At 45.3% G+C, this 25,485-nt stretch carries 21 protein-coding genes; 18 read left to right on the top strand and 3 right to left on the bottom strand.

The genetic code is table 11. From position 1 onward, the window contains the following. Positions 1 to 13: 13 nt before the first annotated feature. Both R2J37_RS10025 and R2J37_RS10020 read left to right on the top strand, forming a co-directional pair. Positions 14 to 793 (top strand): Nif3-like dinuclear metal center hexameric protein, encoded by a 780-nt coding sequence (locus tag R2J37_RS10025; RefSeq protein ID WP_316264827.1) that lies wholly within the window; start codon positions 14 to 16, stop codon positions 791 to 793. 17 nt (positions 794 to 810) lie between these two features. Beyond that, entirely contained in the window at positions 811 to 2,478 is a 1,668-nt protein-coding gene (locus R2J37_RS10020) for a nucleoside kinase (protein WP_316264826.1), read from the top strand. An 11-nt stretch (positions 2,479 to 2,489) separates the two neighbouring features. Here the strand turns inward: R2J37_RS10020 and aroC are convergent, their stop codons facing one another. After that, a complete protein-coding gene (gene aroC / locus R2J37_RS10015) occupies positions 2,490 to 3,614 on the bottom strand; it encodes a chorismate synthase (RefSeq protein WP_316264825.1) in 1,125 nt (374 codons plus the stop codon). 146 nt (positions 3,615 to 3,760) lie between these two features. Between aroC and R2J37_RS10010 the strand changes: the two genes are divergently transcribed. The 12 genes from R2J37_RS10010 (at position 3,761) to R2J37_RS09960 (ending at position 18,584) form a co-directional block, all read left to right on the top strand. Continuing rightward, positions 3,761 to 5,563, top strand: a complete 1,803-nt coding sequence (locus R2J37_RS10010) for a L,D-transpeptidase family protein (protein ID WP_316264824.1) — start codon at positions 3,761 to 3,763, stop codon at positions 5,561 to 5,563. A gap of 14 nt (positions 5,564 to 5,577) precedes the next feature. Further along, positions 5,578 to 6,711: a tRNA guanosine(34) transglycosylase Tgt gene (tgt, locus tag R2J37_RS10005; protein ID WP_230105888.1), complete on the top strand. Its 1,134-nt coding sequence runs from the start codon at positions 5,578 to 5,580 to the stop codon at positions 6,709 to 6,711. Positions 6,712 to 6,802: 91 nt separating this feature from the next. Continuing rightward, positions 6,803 to 7,111 (top strand): preprotein translocase subunit YajC, encoded by a 309-nt coding sequence (gene yajC / locus R2J37_RS10000; protein ID WP_230105889.1) that lies wholly within the window; start codon positions 6,803 to 6,805, stop codon positions 7,109 to 7,111. Positions 7,112 to 7,415: 304 nt separating this feature from the next. Beyond that, positions 7,416 to 9,587: a glucosaminidase domain-containing protein gene (locus R2J37_RS09995; RefSeq protein WP_316264823.1), complete on the top strand. Its 2,172-nt coding sequence runs from the start codon at positions 7,416 to 7,418 to the stop codon at positions 9,585 to 9,587. 261 nt (positions 9,588 to 9,848) lie between these two features. After that, positions 9,849 to 10,931, top strand: coding sequence for a 3-isopropylmalate dehydrogenase (gene leuB / locus R2J37_RS09990; RefSeq protein ID WP_230105891.1), 1,083 nt, complete (start codon positions 9,849 to 9,851; stop codon positions 10,929 to 10,931). A gap of 108 nt (positions 10,932 to 11,039) precedes the next feature. Further along, entirely contained in the window at positions 11,040 to 12,710 is a 1,671-nt protein-coding gene (gene ilvD / locus R2J37_RS09985; RefSeq protein WP_316264822.1) for a dihydroxy-acid dehydratase, read from the top strand. 25 nt (positions 12,711 to 12,735) lie between these two features. Beyond that, entirely contained in the window at positions 12,736 to 14,403 is a 1,668-nt protein-coding gene (gene ilvB, locus R2J37_RS09980; RefSeq protein WP_230105893.1) for a biosynthetic-type acetolactate synthase large subunit, read from the top strand. A gap of 30 nt (positions 14,404 to 14,433) precedes the next feature. Then, a complete protein-coding gene (gene serC / locus R2J37_RS09975) occupies positions 14,434 to 15,516 on the top strand; it encodes a 3-phosphoserine/phosphohydroxythreonine transaminase (protein WP_316264821.1) in 1,083 nt (360 codons plus the stop codon). A 2-nt stretch (positions 15,517 to 15,518) separates the two neighbouring features. Next, a complete protein-coding gene (locus tag R2J37_RS09970; protein WP_316264820.1) occupies positions 15,519 to 16,682 on the top strand; it encodes a phosphoglycerate dehydrogenase in 1,164 nt (387 codons plus the stop codon). Positions 16,683 to 16,709: 27 nt separating this feature from the next. Next, the gene (locus R2J37_RS09965; RefSeq protein WP_256193616.1) at positions 16,710 to 16,853 is read left to right on the top strand and encodes a hypothetical protein; all 144 of its coding nucleotides are present in this window, start codon (positions 16,710 to 16,712) and stop codon (positions 16,851 to 16,853) included. Further along, a complete protein-coding gene (locus R2J37_RS15215) occupies positions 16,801 to 16,911 on the top strand; it encodes a DUF5655 domain-containing protein (protein WP_256193611.1) in 111 nt (36 codons plus the stop codon). The genes R2J37_RS09965 and R2J37_RS15215 overlap by 53 nt, the downstream gene beginning before the upstream one ends. A 203-nt stretch (positions 16,912 to 17,114) precedes the next feature. After that, positions 17,115 to 18,584, top strand: coding sequence for a polysaccharide deacetylase family protein (locus R2J37_RS09960; protein ID WP_316264819.1), 1,470 nt, complete (start codon positions 17,115 to 17,117; stop codon positions 18,582 to 18,584). Positions 18,585 to 18,664: 80 nt separating this feature from the next. On the opposite strand, the gene R2J37_RS09955 is transcribed toward R2J37_RS09960, so the two are convergent. Beyond that, positions 18,665 to 19,855, bottom strand: a complete 1,191-nt coding sequence (locus tag R2J37_RS09955; protein WP_256193527.1) for a ribose-phosphate pyrophosphokinase — start codon at positions 19,853 to 19,855, stop codon at positions 18,665 to 18,667. Between the two features lie 132 nt (positions 19,856 to 19,987). On the opposite strand from R2J37_RS09955, the gene R2J37_RS09950 reads away from it, so the two are divergent. The 4 genes from R2J37_RS09950 to R2J37_RS09935 are packed head-to-tail and all read left to right on the top strand — an operon-like array spanning position 19,988 to position 24,342. Further along, a complete protein-coding gene (locus tag R2J37_RS09950; RefSeq protein WP_331490059.1) occupies positions 19,988 to 21,301 on the top strand; it encodes a DUF512 domain-containing protein in 1,314 nt (437 codons plus the stop codon). A 10-nt stretch (positions 21,302 to 21,311) separates the two neighbouring features. After that, positions 21,312 to 22,640 (top strand): ribosome biogenesis GTPase Der, encoded by a 1,329-nt coding sequence (gene der, locus R2J37_RS09945; protein ID WP_230105900.1) that lies wholly within the window; start codon positions 21,312 to 21,314, stop codon positions 22,638 to 22,640. A 3-nt stretch (positions 22,641 to 22,643) separates the two neighbouring features. Continuing rightward, the gene (gene plsY / locus R2J37_RS09940; RefSeq protein WP_316264818.1) at positions 22,644 to 23,285 is read left to right on the top strand and encodes a glycerol-3-phosphate 1-O-acyltransferase PlsY; all 642 of its coding nucleotides are present in this window, start codon (positions 22,644 to 22,646) and stop codon (positions 23,283 to 23,285) included. Between the two features lie 46 nt (positions 23,286 to 23,331). Further along, positions 23,332 to 24,342 carry an NAD(P)H-dependent glycerol-3-phosphate dehydrogenase gene (locus R2J37_RS09935; RefSeq protein ID WP_316264817.1) on the top strand — a complete coding sequence of 337 codons (1,011 nt, stop codon included), beginning with the start codon at positions 23,332 to 23,334 and terminating at the stop codon, positions 24,340 to 24,342. Positions 24,343 to 24,504: 162 nt separating this feature from the next. On the opposite strand, the gene R2J37_RS09930 is transcribed toward R2J37_RS09935, so the two are convergent. Further along, on the bottom strand, positions 24,505 to 25,404 hold the full coding sequence (locus R2J37_RS09930) for a LysR family transcriptional regulator (RefSeq protein ID WP_316264816.1): 900 nt from the start codon (positions 25,402 to 25,404) through the stop codon (positions 24,505 to 24,507). Between the last annotated feature and the right edge of the window lie 81 nt (positions 25,405 to 25,485).

The following is a 25,485-nucleotide window of genomic DNA, read 5'->3' as shown; positions in this document are numbered from 1 at the left end:
GAGCTGGGAAAAGATGTTGTGCAAAGAAGTTATCGATGTGATTGAAGCGGCTTATCCGCGAAGCTATGCAATGGACTGGGATAATGTGGGATTGCTTGTGGGAAGAGATGACAAAGAAGTGCGGCGCATTTATGTGGCGCTGGATGCTACAGATGATGTGATCGAACAGGCAGCAGACTGGAGAGCGGATATGCTTATCACTCACCATCCCATGATCTTTACAGGATTAAAAAGGATCAATAATCTTGACTTTGTCGGAGCCAGAATTTTAAAATTGATCCAGAATGATATCTCCTATTATGCTATGCACACAAACTATGATGTGCTTGGAATGGCAGAGCTTTCCGGCAGGAAGATGGATTTCGGAGAGACAGAAGTCCTGGAAGTGACATCCCGGGAAGAAAGGGATGAAGGGATCGGAAGAGTAGCTGACCTGAAAACGCCCATGACTCTGAAAGAGCTTTGCTGGCTTGTAAAGGATAAATTCCATCTGGGTGCCGTGAAGGTGTTCGGGGACACGGATCAAAAGATCAAAAGGCCGGCCATCTCCCCCGGAGCCGGGAAGAGTATGATAAAAGCGGCTCTTGATAAAAAGGCAGATGTGCTGATCACCGGTGATATTGACCATCATACAGGAATTGATGCGGTTGCCCAGGGGCTTGCTGTCATTGATGCAGGACATTATGGAATCGAACATATTTTTATTGAGGATGTCAGAATATATCTGGAGGAAAAGCTGCCTGGCATAGAGGCAGCAGCCGCTCCGGTCTGCCATCCCTTCCAGATTGTATAGAAGAGGGACTTAAATATATGGAAGAAAAAACATATCAGGTTAAGACATCGGGAAATTTAAGAGAATATCCGGCAGGAACAAGTTACGGAGAGATTGTCCGCGATTTTCAGAAAGATTATAAAAACGACATTGTCCTTGTGTTTGCCAATGGGAAACTTCAGGAGCTGCATAAAACGTTGCAGTGCGATACAGAGATTAAATTTGTCACTACCGGGGATGAGATCGGACATAAGACATACAAAAGAAGCATGTGTTTTATGCTTGTCAAGGCAATCTATGACGTGACAGAGCACCGTCTGGTAGACAAGGTGAGGATCCACTATTCAGTAAGCCAGGGATATTACTGTACCATTGAGGGGAAAGTGACTCTGGACAGAGAATTTTTGCAGCGTGTCACAGACCGGATGAATGAGATGGTGGCAGAAGATATGCCCATTCGTAAACGGACGGTTCATACAGATGAAGCCATTGAGCTTTTCCGCAAGCACGGTATGTACGATAAAGAGCGGCTTTTTGCCTACCGCCGTGTGTCCAGGGTCAATATTTACAGTATGAATGAATTTGAAGACTACTATTATGGATATATGGTGCCAAGTGCGGGATATCTGAAATATTTTGCGCTCTATCTTTACGATGAGGGATTTGTGATACAGATGCCTACGATGGAGTCGCCCAGAACACTGGAACCGTTTGTGCCTCAAAGTAAACTGTTTCATGTGCTGAAGGAGTCAACAGGCTGGGGAGATATGCTGGGTATAGAGACTGTTGGCGCACTGAATGACAAAATTACAAAAAGCGATATGAGAGAAGTGGTTCTTGTGCAGGAAGCCATGCAGGAGAAAAGGATCGCGGAAATTGCCGGTATGATCGCCAAAAAGCCGGAAAGAAAAATTGTATTGATCGCTGGCCCATCCTCTTCAGGAAAGACAACATTTTCACACCGGCTGTCTATTCAGCTTCGGGCAATAGGCATGACGCCCCATCCCATTGCAGTAGATAATTATTTCGTGGAGAGGGAAGATACGCCAAAGGACGCCAAGGGTGAGTATGATTTTGAATGTCTGGAAGCAGTAGATACCGCCCTGTTCAACGCCCAGATGGAAGATCTTTTGAAAGGGAGAGAGGTTGTGCTTCCGGTCTTTAATTTTAAAACAGGGCATAAAGACTTCTCCGGTCCGCCGAAAAGACTGGGCCCAAGCGATGTGCTGGTGATAGAAGGGATTCACTGTCTGAATCCTCGTCTGACACAGTCTCTTCCGGATAAGAATAAATTTAAAATCTATATCAGCGCACTGACGCAGCTGAATATTGATGAACACAACCGTATTCCGACAACAGACGGACGTCTCATACGCAGGATTGTCCGGGATGCAAGAACCAGGGGAGCCTCGGCCAGAAGAACGATCTCTATGTGGCCTTCTGTACGGAAAGGGGAGGAGAAAAATATCTTTCCTTATCAGGAGGAAGCAGATATTATGTTCAATTCTGCCCTGATTTATGAGCTGGCTGTCCTGAAACAGTATATAGAGCCCCTGTTGTTTGGTATTGAGCGGGACTGCAGAGAATATCAGGAGGCCAAAAGACTTCTGAAATTTCTGGATTATTTTGTGGGAATCGGGAGCGAGATTGTTCCGGCTAATTCCCTTCTTAGGGAATTTATCGGGGGAGGATGCTTTAAAGTATAGAGAGCGCCGGTTTAAGGCCGGCGTTCTTTGCTGTCTTTTGGATAATAAAATGCAGTAAAATTTTCCAGGCGGGAGGACATGTTGATCATGAGAAGATCAGCAAGTGCCAGGGCAGCCATGGCCTCCACAACAACGACGGCCCGGGGAACGATGACAGGATCGTGTCTGCCGTGTATGGAAAGTTCTATTTCTTTTCCATCTGAGGTTACGGTATGCTGCGGGCGTGCAATAGATGGTGTGGGTTTGACGGCGGCGCGGAAGATCAGGGTGCTGCCGTCGCTTAAGCCGCCCAGGGTGCCGCCGGAGTGGTTGGTCCTTTTCCGGATACGGGAACCATCAAAAGTAAAAGCATCATTGTTGTCACTGCCTTTTGCAAGGGCAGAGCGAAAACCGTCTCCGATCTCTACTCCCTTCACCGCGCCGATGGACATGACTGCCTGTGCAAGAGCGGCGTCCAGTTTGTGAAAGACAGGTTCGCCGATTCCTGCCGGAATCCCTTCGATCTGACATTCGATGATCCCGCCGGAAGAATCCTGGTTTTTGATACAGGATTCCAGATAGGCGGAAGCTTCTTCGCTGAAAGATCTGGAAGGCATATACAGCGGATTTTCCGAAATTTGAGTGAAATCATATTCTCCGTCCGGAACAGAGATGGGCCCAATGGACTTTGTATATGCAGTTATGCGGATGCCCACGCTTTCGAGAAGACGGCAGGCAACTGCACCGGCGGCCACTCTTCCGATAGTTTCACGTCCGGAGGAGCGCCCTCCGCCTCTGTAGTCTCGGAAACCGTATTTTTGATCAAAGGTAAAATCAGCATGTCCGGGGCGAAAGCAGTTTTTCAGTGTATCGTAATCCCTGGAAATCTGATCGTTGTTTCTTATTATAATAGAAATGGGAGTTCCGGTTGTCCGGCCTTCAAATACGCCGGATAAAATTTCGGCGGTATCCTTTTCGCGGCGGGCTGTAGTAAATTTTCCCTGACCGGGACGACGGCGGTCCAGATATTTTTGAATATCATTTTCGCAAAGAGAAAGTCCGGAAGGACATCCGTCTACTACAGCTCCCAGGGCAGAACCGTGGGATTCTCCCCATGTTGTTACTGTAAATAAAGTGCCATAAGTAGAGCCAGCCATAGGTACAAAAATCTCCTTTGTCATATTTAAAATAAATGTTAAAAGTTATTAAGTTTTATTATAAAGGGCGGACGGCTTGTTGACAAGAGATTGGCAGAACACTATAATGACTACATATTGAGTTAAAAAAGAGGAGTAATTCATAAATGAGTGACAAAGAAAAAAATGTAGACCCCATGGAGCGCTCTTCAGATGAAATTGTCCAGGAGACAATGAAGGAAATATATGATGAAATTAACAACTCCGATCTAAAGGAGGAAGTAAATAGTCATGATACAGATGAAGAGGCGCTGGAAGAACTTCAGGAAGAACTTCGGAAAGGAGAAATGGAGGAACCGGCTGCAGAAACAGAAGAAGAGACGGATGAGGAAGATGCGGAAGAAGCAGAAGAAAATCCGGAAGATTGGATGGATTATGACAGCGGCGTTATATCTTTCGATGAAAGTGATTTTAGAGACAGGGAAGAAGACGAAGAAAACTTAGAATCAGATGCGGAAGAAACAGAACTTCCGGATGAGGAAGATGATTTCGAGGAAGATCCGCGTCTGGTACGTCCTCGCCGCAAGAAACTTGCGGTGAGGATCATCCTGATCATTGTAGGAGTACTGATTCTTGCCTATCTTGGAGCGGCGCTGTTTTTTAACAGCCATTTCTATTTTTTTACGAAGATCAACGGGACGGAATTTTCAGCTAAAACCGTGGAGCAGGTTGAAAAATATATGGAAGGTCAGGTTGCAGACTATGAGCTGACGCTGGAGGAAATTGACGGCGGAACAGAAGTGATCGACGGCACCGATATTGATCTGGAATACGTAAAAGGTGATGAGCTGAATAAGCTTTTGAAGGAGCAAAATCCGCTGCTGTGGATCACTGCGCTCTGGGATCACCCGGAGATTACAGCACCGGTAGGGGTGGAGTTCGATGAAAGTAAACTGACAGAAGTATTGAATAACCTGACCTGTATGGATCCGGAAGAACAGGTGAAATCCGAGTCGGCCCGGCCGGTATTCGAAAATACAGAATTTGTGATTCAGCCGGAAGTGGTGGGATCAGAAATTGATACAGAGAAGTTTACGGAAGCTGTGAAAACAGCAGTCGGAGGCTTTGTCAGCACACTTGATATGGAAGAGGCGGGATGCTATATTCTGCCGGCCTTTACATCGGAATCCGAGGAAGTGATCGCGGCGAAGGATAAAATGAACAGTTATCTTGGGGCCCACATTACATACGACTTCAGCCCTTATACAGAGGTGGTGGATTCGTCTGTGATCTCACAGTGGGTTACAGTAGATGACAGCATGAATGTTACCTTTGATCAGGATGCAGTACGCGCTTATATTCAGGATCTTGCCAATAAATACGATACTTATGGGAAGACAAGGACAATTACAACCGGTTCGGGAAATACCGCACAGGTGGAAGGCGGAAGCTATGGATGGCAGATTGACCAGGAGGCAGAGTATACTGCTTTGACGGCAAATATCGAAAAAGCGGAAACCGTTACAAGAGAGCCGCAGTATGCAAGACGGGCTGCTTCTCATGAGGGCAACGATTTTGGTACAAGTTATGTGGAGATTGATCTGACAAACCAGCATGTGTGGGTATTTGTTAATGGTCAGTGTGTAGTGGAGACGGACTGTGTAACGGGAAATCCCAATCAGGGAAACGGAACTCCTCAGGGAACTTATTCTATTGCATATAAACAGCAGGATACGACCCTGCGGGGACCTAAGAATGAGGACGGCACTTATGAATGGGAGTCGCCGGTATCCTACTGGATGCCGTTTAATGGAGGGATCGGATTGCATGATGCAAGCTGGCAGCCAACTTTTGGAGGGGACTGGTATTTATCCCATGGTTCCCACGGCTGTGTAAACCTGCCGCCTTCTGTAGCTCCGACGGTATATGCCAATATTGAGGCAGGTACTCCGGTTGTATGCCACTATTAAAAGAGGATACGGATATGTATGAATTATTAAAGAAAGACGGAGAGGCCCGCAGAGGGCGGCTCCATACAGTACACGGGGTCATTGAGACCCCTGTATTTATGAATGTAGGTACTGTGGCAGCCATCAAGGGAGCTGTTTCTACAGATGATCTAAGACAGATCGGAACACAGGTGGAGTTATCTAATACCTATCATCTTCATGTGAGGCCAGGAGATAAGATTGTCAGACAGTTGGGCGGACTTCACAAGTTTATGTCCTGGGACAGGCCTATTTTGACAGATTCCGGAGGGTTTCAGGTATTTTCCCTTGCAGGTCTTAGAAAAATCAAAGAAGAAGGCGTATACTTCCAGTCACATATTGACGGACACAAAATATTTATGGGTCCTGAGGAGAGTATGCAGATTCAATCAAATCTCGGGTCTACCATTGCTATGGCTTTTGACGAGTGTCCTTCCAGTGTGGCCAAAAAGGACTATATCGAGCAGTCTGTGGCAAGAACAACGAGATGGCTGGCAAGATGCAAAGAAGAGATGGAGAGGCTGAACAGCCTGTCGGATACGATCAATCCCCATCAGCTTCTCTTCGGTATCAACCAGGGAGGAATTTATGAGGATATCCGGATCCGGCATGCAGATGAGATCCGGCAGATGGATCTTTCGGGCTATGCGATCGGAGGCCTTGCTGTTGGAGAGTCTCACGAGGATATGTATCGGATTCTGGACGCTGTCGTGCCTCATCTTCCACAGGACAAACCAATTTATCTGATGGGAGTCGGTACGCCGGCTAATATCCTGGAAGCCGTGGACAGAGGGGTAGACTTCTTTGATTGCGTTTACCCAAGCAGAAACGGACGTCATGGTCATGTTTATACAAAACAGGGTAAGAGAAATCTTTTTAATGCAAAATATGAGCTGGATGACCGTCCGATCGAGGAGGGATGCGGATGCCCTGCATGCAGATCTTATTCCCGCGCTTACATCCGTCATCTTCTGAAAGCGAAGGAAATGTTGGGAATGCGCCTGTGCGTGCTTCATAACCTCTATTTCTACAATCATCTGATGGAAGAGATTCGGGAGGCGATTGAACAGGGAACCTATAAGGAGTTTAAGAAAAGGACTCTGGAAGGCATGCTAAGTCAGGGGAAATAGAAAGATGACACAAAAAGTACTTGATGAAAACAGTATTATTGTGTATGATAATAACAGTGCATAAGATAGAAATGGTAGGAGGAATTTATTTATGAATTATGCTTTAGCAGCCGGAAGCTTCCTGAATAGTCCCATCGGGATTATCCTTATATATGTTGTCATTATCGGTGGTTTCTGGTTTATTCTTATGAGACCGCAGAAAAAGGAACAGAAAAGGCTCGCAGCTATGATCGCTGACATGGAGGTAGGAGATACAGTATTGACTACCAGCGGATTTTATGGCGTAGTGATCGACCTGACTGACGATGACGTAATTGTTGAGTTTGGAAGCAACAAAAATTGCCGTATTCCAATGCAAAAAGCAGCAATTGCACAGGTGGAAAAGGCAAATCAGGATTAATCCATTTGTTTAGAATTAAAATTGTTTAAGAGATGAAAGAACCGGTATTTCCGGTTCTTTTCTGTTTACGGGACGTTTTGTTCTTTCTTGGAAAAGAAGAATATCATTTTTACATATAAAAAAGGAAAATGTGTAAATTTTATGGAGAAAATGTGAAAAAGTTGAAAAAATTATCGGAATTATGTTATGATTTTTTTGTATCAGTGTGATGCCATTGTGCAAAGAAAATGTGGTCTGAAACACAAGATTCTTTAGAAATGGCTTTATATGAATAATTAATAAAGGGTAAGGAGGTAAAAGGTAAATGAAAAAAGGAAAATTGCTGATACCAATGCTTTTCATGTGCATGGTTTTGACCGCAGTCCCTGCTATGAAAAGCAATGCGGAAGATGCCGAGGGGGAGCAGACATCTTCAGAGCTTCAGGATGAAAATTCACAGAGTCAGGAATCCGTTACTGCTATGGATGAAAACGGAAATATTACAGAAGTCGGCGATTCAGATGGAGTGGTTGAAGACGAAGGAAGCAATGCCCGGGCAAGAAGCAGTTCGCCGATGATCGTCAATTTTAATACGAAAAGCAATGAGACAACCAGTTATACGGAAGACGGAACAGGGAAAGCCGGCTATGTTAACGGAGATTATGGCGCAGATGCGGCTTATCTTGGGACAAGCAATGGCAAAGTCAAATTTATGATGTCGGGCGTTATTGGCTGGGTGGATGAATCGGAAGTACAGGTTATAAGCCTGGATGCGGTTGAAGTAGTCAGCGGATATGAAGTGGAAGACGGAAGGCTGCTTCACTGTATTGTGTATGATATGACTACACCTGGGTACAGAAGCCGTCTGGATAATGGAGAGGCTCCTTCTTACTTGACTTCCGGACAAAAATATTACAGTTATGACGGTCATTATTTTTATACCGATTACGAAACTATGATCTCAGATTATCAGAATAATACACGCTCCCATTCTGTGAATCCGGATCAGCCGTATTATAATTATTATCAATATCTTCCGCTGCGAAGCCAGACATTATACAGCGGAGACAGTTTAAACACCATGATCGCCGCAAAAGTGTCAGGCAGTTCCAAAATGAGCGGTACGGGAAGCGATTTTGTTAATGCACAGGAAGCTTACGGAGTAAATGCGCTTCTGATGGTGAGTATAGCAGGAAATGAAAGCGCCTGGGGAACCAGTTCGATCGCATCCGGAAAAAACAATCTATTCGGGCTGAATGCCGTTGATGCTTCGCCGGGTGAGAGCGCAGATACATTCTCAAGTGTTCAGGCATGTATTGAAGATTTTGCGTGCGGATGGATGTCGCAGAGTTATCTTGATCCGTCCAGCTCTACATATTCAGGAGGATTCCTTGGTAATAAAGGAAGCGGGCTTAATGTAAAATATGCGTCGGATCCGTACTGGGGTGAAAAGGCTGCCAACATTGCCTACAATTTGGATCAGGCGGCAGGAAGTCAGGATTGCGGAAGCTATACCATCGGTATTAAAGATACGCTTGCATCCAGCCATAATACAGTAAATGTAAGACAGGAGAGCAATACAAGTTCAACAGTCCTTTATCAGACTGGAACCAGCGCAAATTATGCTGTTTTGATTTTGGACAGCAACAGCACAAATGGATTTTATCGCATTCAGAGTGACGCCGTGCTAAATGCGGACAGAACATCTGTTGCATCAGCAGGAGAATATAGTTTTGATTCCATGTATGCTTATATTTCCGCAGACTATGTAACTGTTGTGAATACAGGAACGGTATCTGCAGAAGATCCTGTGACAAAGACTCTCCAGTCTATTTATATTGCAGCAGCGCCATCCAAGACAGAATACTCGGAAGGGGAAACTTTTGATCCTTCCGGAATCAGTGTAAGGGCAGTGTGGAGTGATGGAACCGAGACAGATGTATCGGGAGAGATTACCTACAGTCAGGAAGCGTTGACAACAGCAGATACAGAAGTACAGCTTCAGTATACTTCCGGAGAAGTGACTGTATCAGCGGTGCAAAGCATTACCGTTAAGGCTGCTGCCGACGATGGAAGCGGAACAGATGATTCGGCAGATACCAGCGATGGTAACGGAACAGATGATTCGGCAGATACCAGCGATGGAAGCGGAACAAATGATTCAGCGGATACCAGTGACGGAAGCGGAACAAATGATTCGTCGGATACCAGTGACGGAAGCGAAACAAATGATTCAGTGGATACCAGCAATGGAACTGGGACAAATGATTCAGCGGATGTCAACAGTGGCAGTGTGACAGAGGCTCCATCAGAGGCAAATGATGGAACAGATACGAAAAAAGCAGAAACTGCCAGTCAGGAAGGGCAGAATTCAAACGTCCGTCAGGCAGCACCAAGAACAGGAGATACTTCTTCTGTTGGAATTTGGATAGCGTTGGCAGCGGCAGCAGTGATCATCATCATAGCCACAGTTGTTATTAAAAAGCGAAAGAAATAAATAAAACCCATGCCGATAGAGCAAGTAGCTTATGAATAAGTGGATGCAATCAAGAAAAGAAAGGGAAAAAACTGAATAAGAAAATCGAAAACTGCCGTTGAAGGAACACCTATTCCTACAACGGCAGTTCTATTTTATAAAATAATTAAAAACCGAGGACACTCTATTTTTTGTGTTAATTCACTGTGAAAGGGTTGAAACAAGTCATAAAATGAGATATTATTAAAAAATAATGAAATTTGTATAGAAAGGAAGAGGTGTATGGATCTGAAGATTGGAGTGATCAAAGGCGATGGTATCGGGCCGGAGATTGTCACAGAGGCCATGAAGGTTTTAGATAAAGTTGGAAATGTATATGGACATACCTGCCATTATGAACAGCTTCTTTTGGGAGGCGCCTCTATTGATGTGCACGGAATCCCTCTGACCGATGAGACAATAGAAAAAGCAAAAGCCTGCGATGCAGTATTAATGGGATCCATAGGGGGAGATGCAAAAACTTCACCCTGGTATCAGCTTGAGCCGGATAAAAGACCGGAGGCCGGACTTTTGAAAATAAGAAAGGCACTGAATCTTTTTGCCAATCTGCGGCCTGCAGTTTTGTATGATGAATTGAAAGGAGCCTGTCCTTTGAAAGAAGACATTACGGAGGGCGGTTTTGATATGATGATCATGCGTGAGCTGACCGGAGGTCTGTATTTTGGAGAAAGGAAAACCGTAGAGGAAGATGGCGTTATGACAGCCTATGATTCTCTCACCTATAATGAAAATGAGATCAGAAGGATTGCAAAGCGTGCTTTTGACGTTGCGGAAAAGAGACGATGCAAAGTAACAAGTGTGGATAAGGCGAATGTACTGGATTCTTCCAGACTTTGGAGAAAAGTTGTAGAAGACGTGGCAAAAGAGTATCCGAACGTTGAGTTGGAACATATGCTGGTAGACAATTGTGCGATGCAGCTGGTAAAAGATCCGCGTCAGTTTGATGTGATTTTGACAGAGAATATGTTTGGCGATATTCTCTCTGACGAAGCCAGTATGGTGACCGGATCTATTGGAATGCTGGCAAGTGCCAGTCTGAATGAAACAAAATTCGGCCTGTATGAGCCAAGCGGAGGTTCCGCCCCGGATATTGCCGGAAAAGGAATAGCAAATCCGATCGCAACCATTTTATCCGCTGCTATGATGCTAAGATTCAGTTTTGACCTGGATCAGGAGGCAGACGCCATTGAAGCGGCAGTAGAGAAAGTCCTGAAAGACGGGTATCGTACGATAGATATTATGTCGGAGGGCAAGAAGCAGATCGGCACAAAAGAGATGGGAGATCGGATCGCAGCATATATTTAGATACAGTTTTACACAGGGTATATTGCAGTTTTACACAGGGTATTTTTCAATTTGGGACGTAGTAAAGTTTAAAAGTGTTACGTCCCAAATTGCAACGGAGGATTGAATATGAGAAGTGATAATGTAAAAAAGGGCGTGCAGCAGGCACCCCACCGTTCGTTATTTAATGCGTTAGGATACACGAAAGAAGAGCTTGACCGTCCACTGATCGGTATTGTCAGCTCCTACAATGAGATTGTTCCAGGACACATGAATCTGGATAAGATCGTGAATGCAGTGAAGATGGGTGTGGCAATGGCAGGGGGAACCCCTATTGTATTTCCGGCCATTGCAGTGTGTGACGGAATCGCCATGGGACACATTGGTATGAAATATTCTCTTGTGACCCGTGATCTTATTGCAGATTCTACGGAAGCGATGGCAATGGCCCATCAGTTCGACGGACTTGTTATGGTTCCGAATTGTGATAAGAATGTGCCTGGGCTTCTGATGGCGGCAGCCCGGATCAATGTGCCGACAATTTTTGTCAGCGGCGGTCCAATGATGGCCGGACACGTACATGGCGAAAAAACAAGTCTTTCCAGTATGTTTGAAGCAGTTGGCGCTCATGCGGCAGGAAAGATGGACGATGAAGGACTTCTGGAGATGGAAAACAAGGCATGTCCCACATGCGGATCCTGTTCCGGGATGTATACAGCAAACAGCATGAACTGTCTGACAGAGGTTCTCGGAATGGGACTTGCAGGAAACGGAACGATTCCGGCAGTTTATTCCGAGCGTATCCGTCTTGCAAAACATGCCGGAATGCAGATCATGGAATTGGTAAGAAAAAATATCTGTCCAAGAGATATTATGACGAAGGAGGCAATCCTCAATGCCCTGACTGTAGATATGGCACTTGGATGCTCCACCAACAGTATGCTGCATCTGCCGGCGATCGCTCATGAGATCGGTATGGATTTCGAGATCGATTTCGCAAACGGAATCAGTGAGAAGACTCCGAATCTCTGCCACCTTGCACCAGCAGGCCATACTTATATTGAAGATCTCAATGAGGCGGGCGGCGTTTACGCTGTCATGTCTGAGCTGAATAAAAAAGGACTTCTCCATACGGAGTGTATGACTGTAACCGGAAAGACAGTTGGCGAAAACATCAAAGGAGCGGTGAACAAAAATCATAACGTCATCCGGCCAATCGACAATCCATACAGCGAAACGGGCGGCCTTGCAGTTTTGAAAGGCAACCTGGCTCCTGACGGAACCGTGGTAAAACGGTCTGCAGTTGTAGATGAAATGCTGGTTCACGAAGGGCCTGCAAGAGTCTTTGACTGTGAGGAAGATGCGATCGCAGCGATCAAAGGAGGAAAAATTGTAGAAGGTGATGTGGTTGTGATCCGCTATGTAGGGCCCAAGGGAGGTCCCGGAATGCCGGAAATGCTCAATCCAACCTCTGCTATTGCCGGAATGGGACTTGGATCCAGTGTAGCTCTGATCACAGACGGACGTTTCAGCGGTGCATCCAGAGGAGCGTCTATCGGACATGTTTCACCGGAAGCCGCAGTGGGCGGCCCCATTGCTTTTGTAGAAGAAGGAGATATAATCAAGATCGATATTCCCGGACTGAAAATCGAACTGGATGTTCCGGATGAAGTATTGGAAGAAAGGAAGAAAAACTGGCAGCCTCGTGAACCTAAGATTACAACAGGATATCTGGCAAGATATGCTTCCATGGTTACTTCGGGAAATCGCGGCGCTGTATTGGAAATTCCAAAAAAATAAATAAAAGTAGGAAAAGAGTGATGAAATGCAGTTGACAGGTGCAGAAATTGTTATTGAATGTTTAAAAGAACAGGGTGTTGATACAGTATTCGGCTATCCGGGGGGAGCAATCCTGAATGTATATGATGAGCTGTATAAGCATAGTAATGAAATCAGACACATTCTTACATCCCACGAACAGGGAGCAGCCCATGCGGCGGACGGCTATGCCAGAGCAACAGGGCGAGTAGGGGTATGCTTTGCCACCAGCGGGCCGGGCGCAACGAATCTTGTGACAGGAATTGCGACAGCATATATGGACTCTATTCCAATCGTTGCAATTACCTGTAATGTAGGAGTATCCTTACTTGGAAAAGACAGTTTCCAGGAAATTGATATTGCAGGTATTACTATGCCTATTACAAAGCATAACTATATTGTGAAGGATGTAACAAAACTGGCAGATACCATCCGCAAAGCCTTCGTAATCGCAAAAAAGGGGCGTCCGGGGCCGGTTCTTATCGATATTCCGAAAGATATTACCAGCACAGTGACAGAATATGAGCCGGCAGTGATCGAGCCGGTAATGCCCTCTGAAGAAGTGTGCGAGGAAGATATCCAAACAGCTTTGGAAATGATCCGTCAGTCCAAAAAACCCTACGTCTTTGTGGGCGGCGGTGCGATTTTGTCTGGTGCTCATAAGGAATTGTATGAGTTTATAAAGAAAGTAGATGCTCCTGTGACAGACTCTCTTATGGGAAAAGGAGCATTTCCCGGAACAGATGAACTTTATACCGGGATGATAGGAATGCATGGAACAAAAACAGCAGATTACGGTGTGGATGAATGTGACCTTCTGATCGTAGCCGGCGCTCGCTTCAGCGATCGTGTTACCGGAAATGTGAAGGAGTTTGCAAAACATGCCAAAATCCTTCAGTTTGATGTAGATGCAGCTGAGATGAACAAAAATGTGCTTATCACAGAAGGAGTGATCGGTGATCTGAAGGTGACTCTTAAAAGGATTAATGAGCTTTTGGAACAGCAGGATCACAGCGAGTGGAAAGAAAAGATTATGGCTTACAAGGAAAAATATCCTCTCGTTTATCCAAGTGAAGGGTTGACTGGTCCTTTTGTAGTGGAAGAAATCTACCGTCAGACAAAAGGAGAAGCGATCATTGTAACAGAGGTTGGTCAGCATCAGATGTGGGCGGCACAGTATTATAAGTACACAAAACCGCGTACTTTGCTCACTTCCGGCGGACTCGGAACTATGGGATACGGGCTTGGCGCCGCGCTTGGGGCAAAGACCGGAATGCCGGATAAGACAGTAGTCAATATTGCCGGGGATGGATGTTTCCGTATGAACATGAATGAAATTGCCACAGCGGTAAGAAGCAATATTCCGGTGATTCAAGTAGTGATCAACAATCATGTGCTGGGAATGGTACGTCAGTGGCAGGATTTGTTCTATGGAAAAAGATATTCCCAGACTGTTCTTAATGATGCAGTGGATTTTGTAAAGCTGGCAGAAGCGATGGGAGCAGAAGGCGTTCGGGTAACTACACGGGAAGAATTTCAGGAGGCCTTTGCAAGAGCGCTGACTCTCGGAAAACCCATTGTCATTGACTGTCAGATTGATAAAGACGAGAAAGTATGGCCGATGGTGGCGCCGGGAGCGCCGATTCGGGAAGCCTTTGACGAAGCGGATATGTAGAAATAGAAAAGAAAATGGAGGGAGAAGCTTATGAGCAGAGTCTATAATTTTTCAGCAGGACCGGCCATGCTGCCGGAAGAAGTTCTGAAAGAGGCGGCGGAGGAAATGACAGATTACAGAGGAACCGGAATGTCTGTGATGGAAATGAGTCATCGTTCACAGGCTTTTGCCTCTATTTTAAATGAAGCGGAAACAGATATACGGGAGCTGATGCATATTCCGGAAAACTATAAAGTCCTTTTCCTGCAGGGAGGAGTATCTTTGCAGTTTGCCATGATTCCTATGAACCTGATGAAAAACAAAGTGGCAGATTATATCGTAACCGGACAGTGGGCAAAAAAGGCTTATCAGGAAGCGCAGAAATACGGCCGGGTTAATAAGATTGCCTCATCTGAGGATAAAACATTTTCCTATATACCGGACTGTTCCGATCTTTCCGTGTCGCCGGATGCCGATTATGTATACATATGTGAAAATAATACTATTTACGGGACAAAATTTCGTGAGCTTCCCGACACGAAAGGGAAACCGCTTGTGGCGGATGTATCCTCCTGCTTTTTATCTGAACCGGTGGATGTAACAAAGTACGGTTTGATTTATGGCGGTGTACAGAAAAATATCGGCCCTGCCGGAGTAGTGATCGTCATTATCAGAGAGGATCTGATCACAGAAGATGTCCTTCCGGGTACGCCGACCATGATGCAGTATAAGACACATGCAGACGCCGGTTCTCTTTACAATACTCCGCCGGCTTACGGGATCTATATCTGCGGCAAGGTGTTCAAGTGGCTGAAAAAGCAGGGTGGTCTGGAAGAAATAAAGAAGAAAAATGAGAAGAAAGCCAAGCTTCTCTACGATTATCTGGATGAGAGCTGTCTTTTTAAGGGGACAGTCGAAAAGAAGGACCGCTCTCTTATGAACGTACCGTTTGTGACAGGTAATGAAGAACTGGATGCCAAATTTGTGAAAGAGGCAAAAGAGGCAGGACTGGAAAATTTAAAAGGACACCGGAGTGTGGGCGGTATGAGAGCCAGCATTTACAATGCAATGCCATATGAGGGAGTTCAGGCACTGGTAGATTTTATGAAGAAATTTGAGAAGGAGAATCTGTAGACATGTATCATTATTATTGCTTAAACCAAATTTCTGAGGCTGGGATGGAAGGTATGACGGAACAATATGTACCAGTCAGTGACCCGGGGAAAGCAGATGCGATCCTTGTAAGGAGCGCTGCCATGCATGACATGGAGTTTAGTCCGGAGTTGAAGGCGATTGCAAGGGCGGGCGCCGGAGTAAACAATATTCCTCTGGACAAATGTGCGGAGAGGGGGATTGTTGTATTTAATACACCCGGCGCAAATGCAAATGGTGTGAAAGAGCTGGTGATTGCCGGAATGCTTCTGGCATCCAGAGACATCATTGGAGGAATCAACTGGGTGCAGGAAAATGAAGAGGACGGTAATATTGCCAAAGACGCAGAAAAAGCGAAAAAAGCCTTTGCAGGATGTGAGCTGGAAGGGAAAAAGCTTGGCGTGATAGGGCTTGGCGCAATTGGAGTGCTCGTGGCAAATGCGGCAACTCATCTTGGAATGGATGTGTACGGGTTTGATCCTTATGTTTCCGTGGATTCTGCATGGAGACTTTCCAGGAATATCCACCACGCAAAAACCGTAGATGAATTATATAAAAACTGTGATTATATTACGATCCATGTGCCGGCAATGGACAGTACAAAAGGCATGATCGATAAAAATGCACTCGGACTCATGAAGAAGGGAGTAATTGTCCTGAATTTTGCCAGAGATGTCCTGGTAAATGAGGAGGATATGATCGATGCCCTGGAAAGCGGTCAGGTACGTCATTATGTGACAGACTTCCCGACTCCTGTTATTGCCGGAGTAAAAGGTGCTATCGTTATTCCACATCTTGGAGCATCCACTGAGGAATCTGAAGATAATTGTGCTAAAATGGCAGTCCGTCAGATCATGGATTATCTGGAATATGGAAATATCCGCAATTCTGTCAATTACCCGGACTGTGATATGGGAATGCCGGGCGAGAATAAAAGAATTGTTCTTCTCCATTACAATAAGCCGAATATGATCGGTCAGTTTACCAGAATTTTGGCAGATGATAATATGAATATTGCCGATATGGCGAATAAAAGCAAGGGCGGATATGCATATACGATGATCGATATTGATTCGGAAATCCCGGAACGGGTAGCGGACGATTTAAGGCAGATTGACGGGGTGCTGAGAGTAAGGATCGTAAATTAAAGAGAAAGGGCCGGAGACAAAAGCAGCGTGAGCAGGGCTGAAGATGACTCCGGTCTTTTCTTTGCCTGTGCAGATACGGAAGGGGGAAAGACTATGCAGGATACTGTTTTACAGTTTTTTGACCGGCAGATGGACGCACCATGTTCTGATTTCGGATCCTTCACAGATTGACAAAGAGCTTATGGGATGGATAGAAGAAGCAAGCCTTTTTTCAGACGGTAAAAGATGATTTTGGAAGATATATGTCGAAATATATATTAAACAAATGTTACATGAAAGATAATTAATATTACAATCCTGATATTTTGTTGAAGCATAAGAAGGGCAATGTTATTCTAAATAAGGTATCAGATATCAAAGTAATATAATTATAAGACAGATATCTGAAAAATGATGACAGAAGCGGAAAAACTCCGGTGAAATGAGGTACATATGATAAAGCAAAGAGAATCCGCTCATTCTGTGCGGGACAGAAAACAGAGGTTAAAACGGGAGAAGACGGTCAAACGAGTAATTGGGGCATTTATTTTGCTTATCCTGCTTATCATTGCTTTTCAGACTACGGTAGCAGCTCTAAAGAGTAGAAATATATTGATCACAGTAGAAGCGAAGTCAGTTTCAATAAAGCAGGGCGAAGAAATGCCGGCGTTTCAGACAAAAGTGTCCAGTGAGGCGAAAGAAAAAAAGATGCATAAAAAGAAACTGGACAAAAAAAGTGGATATACAGTCTGGGATCTGATGCAGGATCTGAAGCAGGGGAAAGGCTATGAGATTGCCTGCAAAGCAGACGGGACAAAGGAAGGAAAATTTCCGATCCAGTTACAGCTTTCCAAAGAGATAGAGCAGCAGCTTGCCAAGAAGTGGAAAGGGAAGGTAACCATAAAGCTGACGGACGGAGATCTCACTGTTCTGAATAAAGTAGGCGAATGGGACAAAGAGAAGTTCCGGCGCTGGGATGGTACTTATGTGGAAAATGATTTTGTTACAGTAAAGGAAAGAACTTACTATTTTGGAGAAGATGGCCGGAAAGTCAGCGGATGGAAGCAGATCGGAGCAAGTTACTATTTCTTTGATGAAAAAGGTATCATGCAGAAAGATCAGTGGAAAAAGAAAGGTGAGAGCAAAGCTTATCTTCTTTCAGATGGAAAAGCAGCACTAGGGTGGATGGAACTGGATGAGAAGACCTACTATTTCAACCAGGAAGGTGAGATGGCAACAGGAAAGCAAAGGATCGGCTCATCTGTATGTGTCTTTGATGAAGAGGGGGCGCTGGAGTCTAAAAAAAGTAAGGTTGACCCTGAGCAGCCCATGATGGCTCTTACATTTGATGATGGACCGGGAGATCGGACGGCAGAGTTGATTGCTGCTTTGGAAAAATATAATGCCCACGCCACGTTTTTTATGCAGGGCATCAATATTCCCGGCCATGAAGATGTCATTTCCAAAATGGTAGAGGCAGGCTGCGAGCTGGGCAATCATTCCTATAATCACCCGGAACTGCCTAAATTAAGCGATGCAGATATGCGCGCACAGATCGGTGATACGAATAATCTGATCGAGAAGGCATGCGGGCAGACAGCGACAGTGATGCGTCCGCCTTATGGGGCGATCAATGATGCGCTAAAGAAAAATGTGGGAATGCCTATGATCCTGTGGAATATTGACACGCTGGACTGGAAAACGAAGGATGCGAATGCAGTGGTCAATAATGTGCTTCAGACTGCAGATGACGGTGACATTGTTCTCCTTCATGATATACATGGTTCCAGTGTAGATGCAGCGCTTACTTTGATCCCTAAACTAGTGGATGCAGGCTATCAGCTGGTAACTGTATCGGAAATGGCAGAGGCAAGAGGGATACATATGGAAAGCGGAGGCGTCTATACAGATTTCAATAAATAGAGCATATTTTATATGATAAAAACAAGAAAGACTTCCAACGATTTACAGCAGATCATGGAAGTCTTTCTTATTTCATATCGTTATTTTATTCCAGCGGCAAGAGCAGCCCGATGCTTTTCAAGAAGAACATGGATTTTCTGTGTGGGATCCAGAACAGAGCCAATGGAAATATCATGATTCAGGGATTCAATGATAAGAGCAATAAATTTGCTCATATCGGCTGTTACAAAATATGGCTTGTCCAGAGCCGCAGGCGGCAGATACGTCAGGTTTGTAGTGATCACGCGGTCGATATAGCCTTTTTCATAGTATTCATCAAAGGCAGACAGGCCATTTGTGAAAAGACCAAAGGTAGTGCAGACAAATACTCGTCCGGCTCCGCGGTCTTTCAGCTGTTTTGCCACATCCAGCATACTTTCTCCGGAAGAGATCATATCATCCACAATGATCAGATTTTTGCCTTTTACATCAGATCCGAGAAATTCATGGGCTACGATTGGATTCTTTCCATTTACAATAGTAGAGTAATCACGGCGTTTGTAGAACATTCCCATATCTACTCCAAGGACATTGGAGAAATAGACTGCCCGGTGCATTGCTCCTTCATCGGGGCTTACGATCATCAGATGTTCTTTGTCTACCTGCAGATCCGGTTCGGCACGAAGCAGTGCCTTCATGAACTGATATGGAGGATTGAAGTTGTCAAATCCCAGAAGAGGGATCGCATTTTGCACCCGCGGATCGTGGGCGTCAAAGGTGAGGATATTGGAAACGCCCATATCTACCAGTTCTTCCAGGGCAAGTGCGCAGTCCAGGGACTCACGTTTTGTACGTTTATGCTGCCGGCTCTCATAGAGGAAAGGCATCATGACATTGATGCGGTGTGCTTTTCCATTGGCCGCAGAGATAATACGCTTCAAATCCTGGTAATGATCGTCCGGGGACATGTGGTTGAGATGTCCATTTACACTGTAGGTCAGGCTGTAATTGCAGACATCGACCATAATGAAGAGATCTTTTCCGCGGACAGATTCCTTGAGAAGCCCCTTTGCCTCTCCGCTTCCGAAGCGGGGGCAATGACATTCTATAAGATAGTTGTCCGTCTGATAGTTGGAAAACAAAGGAGAATTTAAGTCTTCCTTCAGTGTTTCCCGACGAAACTGTACGATGTAATCATTTACTTTTTGCCCCATTTCTCTGCAGCTTTCCAGAGCGGCAATCTTTAAAGGGGCGACAGGCAGAGCCTGTTCCAAGAGTTCTAAATTTGGCATAAGTGCCTCCTGTGTATTATATTTTTTCTTTTCTTTATTATTTATATCATTTTTCCTATAAAAAGGTCAACTAAATCGGGAAGAATATGTTATACTTATTTCGCTGATAATTTAATAATAGGAGTTTATTCTATGAGCCATAAGCATGAAATAAAAGACGTAAAGCCGGGCAGTATTGCAGAAGAGCTTGGTGTCGAACCGGGAGATTTTCTACTGTCTATCAATAGTCAGGAAATTGAAGACGTATTTGATTACCATTTTTTTGTTAACGATGAGGAGCTGACGCTTCTGATCGAAAAAAGAAATGGCGAAGAGTGGGAACTTGAAATAGAAAAAGAATATGAAGAGGATTTGGGGATTGATTTTGGAAAAGGTCTGATGGATGAGTATCGTTCCTGTCGCAACAAGTGCATTTTCTGTTTTATTGATCAAATGCCGGAAGGCATGAGAGATACTCTCTATTTCAAGGATGACGACTCGCGCCTTTCTTTCCTGCAGGGAAATTATATTACGCTTACCAATATGAGCGATCATGACATTGACCGGATCATCCGGTACCATTTGGAACCGATTAATATTTCCTTTCATACGACAAATCCGGTTCTTCGCTGCGAAATGCTGCACAACCGTTTCGCGGGAGAGGCCCTTGAGAAGGTAAAGCGTCTGTATGCAGGTCAGATCTGTATGAACGGACAGATTGTTCTGTGTAAGGGCGTCAACGACGGAGAAGAGCTGGAGAGAAGTATCCGTGATCTGTCAGAATATCTTCCCTATCTTCAGAGCGTGTCAGTTGTTCCGGTGGGACTTACAAAATTCCGGGACGGGCTGTATCCATTGGAGCCTTTTGGCAAAGAGGACGCCATCAAGGTACTGGAAGTGATACACCGCTGGCAGAAAAAGTTATATGAGAAGTGGGGGATCCACTTTATCCATGCAGGAGATGAATGGTATCTGCTGGCAGGGCAGGAACTTCCGGAAGAGGAAAGATACGACGGATACCTGCAGCTGGAAAACGGAGTGGGCATGTTAAGGCTTCTTGAAAATGAATTTCAGGAGGCGTTTGCGGAGTTTCCGGGCGATGAGAAGCCAAGAGAAGTGTCTATTGCCACCGGAAAGCTTGCATTTCCCTTTATCAGAGCTATGGCGGATCGGATCGAAGGGAAGTATTCCGGGACAAAGATCCATGTCTATGAGATCAGAAACGACTTTTTCGGGGAGAAGATTACCGTGGCCGGCTTGATCACAGGGACGGATCTTGCAGCACAGCTTAAGGGAAAAGAGCTGGGAAATGTTCTTCTTCTTCCATGCAGTATGTTTCGGAGCGGAGAAGAGGTATTTTTGGATGACATGACTTTGGAGGATTTGAAAGAAGCTTTACAATCTGACATAGATATTGTAAAATCAAGCGGGCAGAATTTTATTGAGGCCGTTTTGAAAGAAAGATAGGAGGAAGACCATGAGTAAACCGGTGGTGGCCATTGTAGGAAGGCCAAACGTTGGAAAATCCACCCTTTTTAATGTACTTGCAGGAGAGATGATCTCCATTGTAAAAGATACGCCAGGTGTAACGCGGGATCGTATTTATGCAGAAGTGTCCTGGCTTGACAGAGAATTTACACTGATCGATACCGGTGGAATTGAACCGGAGAGTAAAGATATTATCCTTTCGCAGATGAGGGAGCAGGCGCAGATTGCCATTGATACGGCAGACGTTATCATTTTCCTGACCGATGTACGACAGGGGCTGATCGACGCGGATGCAAAGGTTGCAGACATGCTCCGGCGTTCCGGGAAGCCAGTTGTGTTAGTGGTAAATAAAGTAGATAATTTTGATAAATTTGCAGTAGATGTCTATGAATTTTATAATCTTGGAATCGGAGATCCCATGCCTATATCCGCTTCCTCCAAGCTGGGACTTGGAGATATGCTGGATGCGGTGATCGCTCATTTTCCGGAACATTCTGCAGAGGAAGAGGAGGACGAGCGTCCGAGAGTAGCCATTGTAGGGAAGCCCAATGTAGGGAAATCCTCGATCATCAACCGCCTGCTGGGCGAGCAGAGAGTGATCGTGTCTGATATAGCGGGAACTACCAGGGATGCCATTGATACAGAGGTGGTTCACGACGGCAAAGAATATGTGTTTATTGATACTGCAGGGCTCCGGAGAAAGAACAAGATTAAAGAAGAACTGGAGCGTTACAGTATCATCCGTACGGTAACTGCTGTGGAGAGAGCAGATGTGGTTCTTGTTGTCATTGACGCTGCAGAGGGTGTGACGGAGCAGGATGCCAAAATCGCGGGAATTGCTCACGAAAGAGGAAAAGGGATCATCATTGTGGTCAACAAGTGGGATGCCATTGAAAAGAACGACAAGACGATGAGAGAATATGAAAGCCGTGTGCGTCAGATTCTTTCCTTTATGCCCTATGCGGAGATTATGTATGTATCTGCACTGACCGGGCAGAGGCTGCCGAAACTGTTTGAAAAGATTGATATGGTCATTCAGAACCAGACACTCCGCGTGGCTACAGGAGTGCTCAATGAGATCATGATGGAGGCAGTTGCTATGCAGCAGCCGCCGTCAGACAAGGGAAAACGGCTGAAGCTTTACTATATTACCCAGGTATCGGTGAAGCCGCCGACTTTCGTAATTTTTGTGAATGATAAAGAGCTGATGCATTTTTCATATACACGATATTTGGAAAATAAAATACGGGAGGCCTTTGGGTTTAAAGGAACTTCTTTAAGATTTTTCATTCGTCAGCGAAAGGAAAAGGAGCAGTAGGAAATGGAACGAATCATTTGTTTGTTGATCGGATATGTGTTTGGATTGTTCCAGACCGGATATTTGTACGGAAAAACAAAACATATTGATATCCGCACAAAAGGAAGCGGGAATGCCGGGACCACCAATGCATTAAGGACAATGGGAAAAAAGGCGGGGCTTATTACCCTGCTGGGCGACTGCCTTAAGTGCGTATTTGCGGTGCTGGTGGTACGGCTGATCTACGGCGGAAGCCACGGTGATATTCTCCCTGTGCTGTCCATGTACGCAGGGATCGGAGCAGTGCTTGGGCATAACTATCCTTTTTATATGAAGTTTAAGGGAGGAAAGGGAATTGCCGTTACTGCAGGGATCATTATTACCAGCTGGAATATCTGGATCATGCTGATCTGTCTTGCGGTGTTTGTGGGCATGGTCGCAGGGACAAAATATGTATCTGTAGGGTCTCTGGCAGTGGTGATCATATATTTCCTCTGTGTTGTTGTATATGGACAGATGGGGGGATTCGGTGTGCAAGGCAGTTATCTGTATGAGATCTACATTCTTGCCGCACTGGTTGTGATTTCAGCATTTTTTAAACACAGATCCAACATACAAAGGCTCAGAGAAGGTACTGAGAATAAATTAAGCTTCGGTGGAAGGTAAATTTCCGCAGGATAATTTGCGGATATGCATAGAGAGGAGGAATAATATGGCAAAAGTAGGGATTATGGGAGCGGGAAGCTGGGGAACAGCTCTCTCACTTCTCCTTCACAAAAACGGGCATGATGTGACTGTGTGGTCCATCAATGCAGACGAGGTGGAAATGCTTTCAAAAGAGCGGGAGCACAAAAGCAAGCTTCCGGGCGTAAGGCTTCCGGAGGATATGAAGTTTACCACAAATGTAGAAGAAACTGTAGTCGGAAAAGATTTTGTGGTTCTGGCAGTTCCCTCTCCATTTACGAGAAGCACTGCAAGAACAATGGCTCCTTATGTGGCAGATGGGCAGATACTCGTTAATGTGGCAAAGGGAATTGAAGAGGCCACCCTTATGACACTGTCCGACCAGATTGAGGAGGAGATCCCGCAGGCGGATGTGGCAGTGCTGTCCGGTCCAAGTCATGCAGAGGAAGTGGGAAGACAGCTTCCTACAAGTGTTGTGGTTGGCGCCAAGACAAAGGCTACCGCGGAATACCTGCAGAAGATGTTTATGAATGAGGTCTTCCGTGTGTATACAAGCCCGGATATCCTGGGAATTGAGCTTGGAGGATCCCTGAAAAATGTCATTGCGCTGGCGGCAGGCATGGCTGACGGCCTTGGTTATGGAGATAATACAAAGGCAGCTCTTATTACAAGAGGAATCCATGAAATTGCAAAGCTGGGCGTGAAGATGGGCGGCACAAAAGAAAGTTTTATGGGACTGACCGGAATCGGTGATCTTATTGTAACATGCGCCAGTGTTCACAGCCGTAATCGTAAAGCCGGTTATCTGATCGGACAGGGCAAGACTATGCAGGAAGCAATGGACGAGGTGAAAATGGTGGTAGAAGGAGTGTATTCTACCAAAGCAGCTGTAGCTCTCGGCAAAAAATACGAAGTGGACATGCCCATTATTGAGCAGGTCAATGCGATCCTCTTTGAAGGGAAAAATGCAAAAGAGGCAGTATATGACCTGATGATGCGGAAAGGAAAAGCAGAGCATACTGCAAAATCCTGGGATTGATGTTGACATCACGAATGCAAAAAGTTTAACGAAGAAAGAAAAAAGTGTACAGAAACATGCATAAAAAGTAAGAAAAATCAGCGTATCACGTAGCGATACGCTGATTTTTCTATGGAATGTTAATTTGACACGTAACACTTTTAAACTTTGTTACGTCCCCTGTTAAGTTTTTAGCAATATTTTGGCCTTTTGTCGTACATACCTTTTAAACTCATTGATGACCGGCGCCTGATACACATCCTTCAGTGTGCACATATAGAAAATACGCTCCCAGGTAGGGCGGGCAATCCGGATGATCTGTACAGGCATATAAGCCAGAATAGGCATGTGCGGCACAACTGCAATACCAAATCCGGCGGCAACCAGTCCGGCCACGGCCTGATCTTCTTCCACTTCATATGCCATCTGCGGCATTCCGCCGCATTCAAGGAAAAGTTTATCAATGGTAGGCCTTATGCCGCTTCTTTTTGAAAACCCAACATGAGGATAAGGCAGTGTGTCTGCAAGATCAATTTCATTTCTGGTACTTAGAGGATGCTGGTTCGGCACGATCAGTACCAGATCCTGCTTTGCCACCGGGATAAACTCGATGGAAGGTTCATTTCCCATTTTGGAACAAAAGGCAATATCATATTTCCGGGTCTTCAGACCTTCGATCATGTCCGGGGTAAGCCCGGTGGAATTGTGAAAACGGAAATCAATATTCCGACCGGGATGCTGATCCAGATATCCGCGTACGAGCCGGGGAACGAGGTCTGTGCTTAATACCCTCAGCACCGCCACATCGATCTGACCTTCCCCGCTGCCGGTCAGCTGCAGTTTGTTGACGCTGGAGTCCAAAAGCGCCAGGGACTGCTCCACATCTTCCAGAAAAGCACGCCCGCATTTGGTAAGAACGACATTTCTGCCTTCCTTTTCAAAGAGACGGACCCCCAGTTCCTTTTCCAGAGAAGAGATGGCATGGCTTAGGCTTGGCTGTGTAATGGAGAGGAGTTCAGCGGCTTTTGTATAATGCTCCAGATGGGCCAGTGTTACAAAATAGCGTAAATGGTATAGATTCATTGGCGACCCTCCTTTGTTGATTTTTTATTTTAGCATAAACTATAAACAAATTCTATGAATTTGCATTATATTACGAATTTG

Source organism: Claveliimonas bilis (assembly GCF_030296775.1).
Lineage (GTDB): Bacteria > Bacillota > Clostridia > Lachnospirales > Lachnospiraceae > Claveliimonas > Claveliimonas bilis.
Note: the sequence above shows the minus strand (reverse complement) of the source record. Positions and strands in the feature narration are given on the sequence as shown.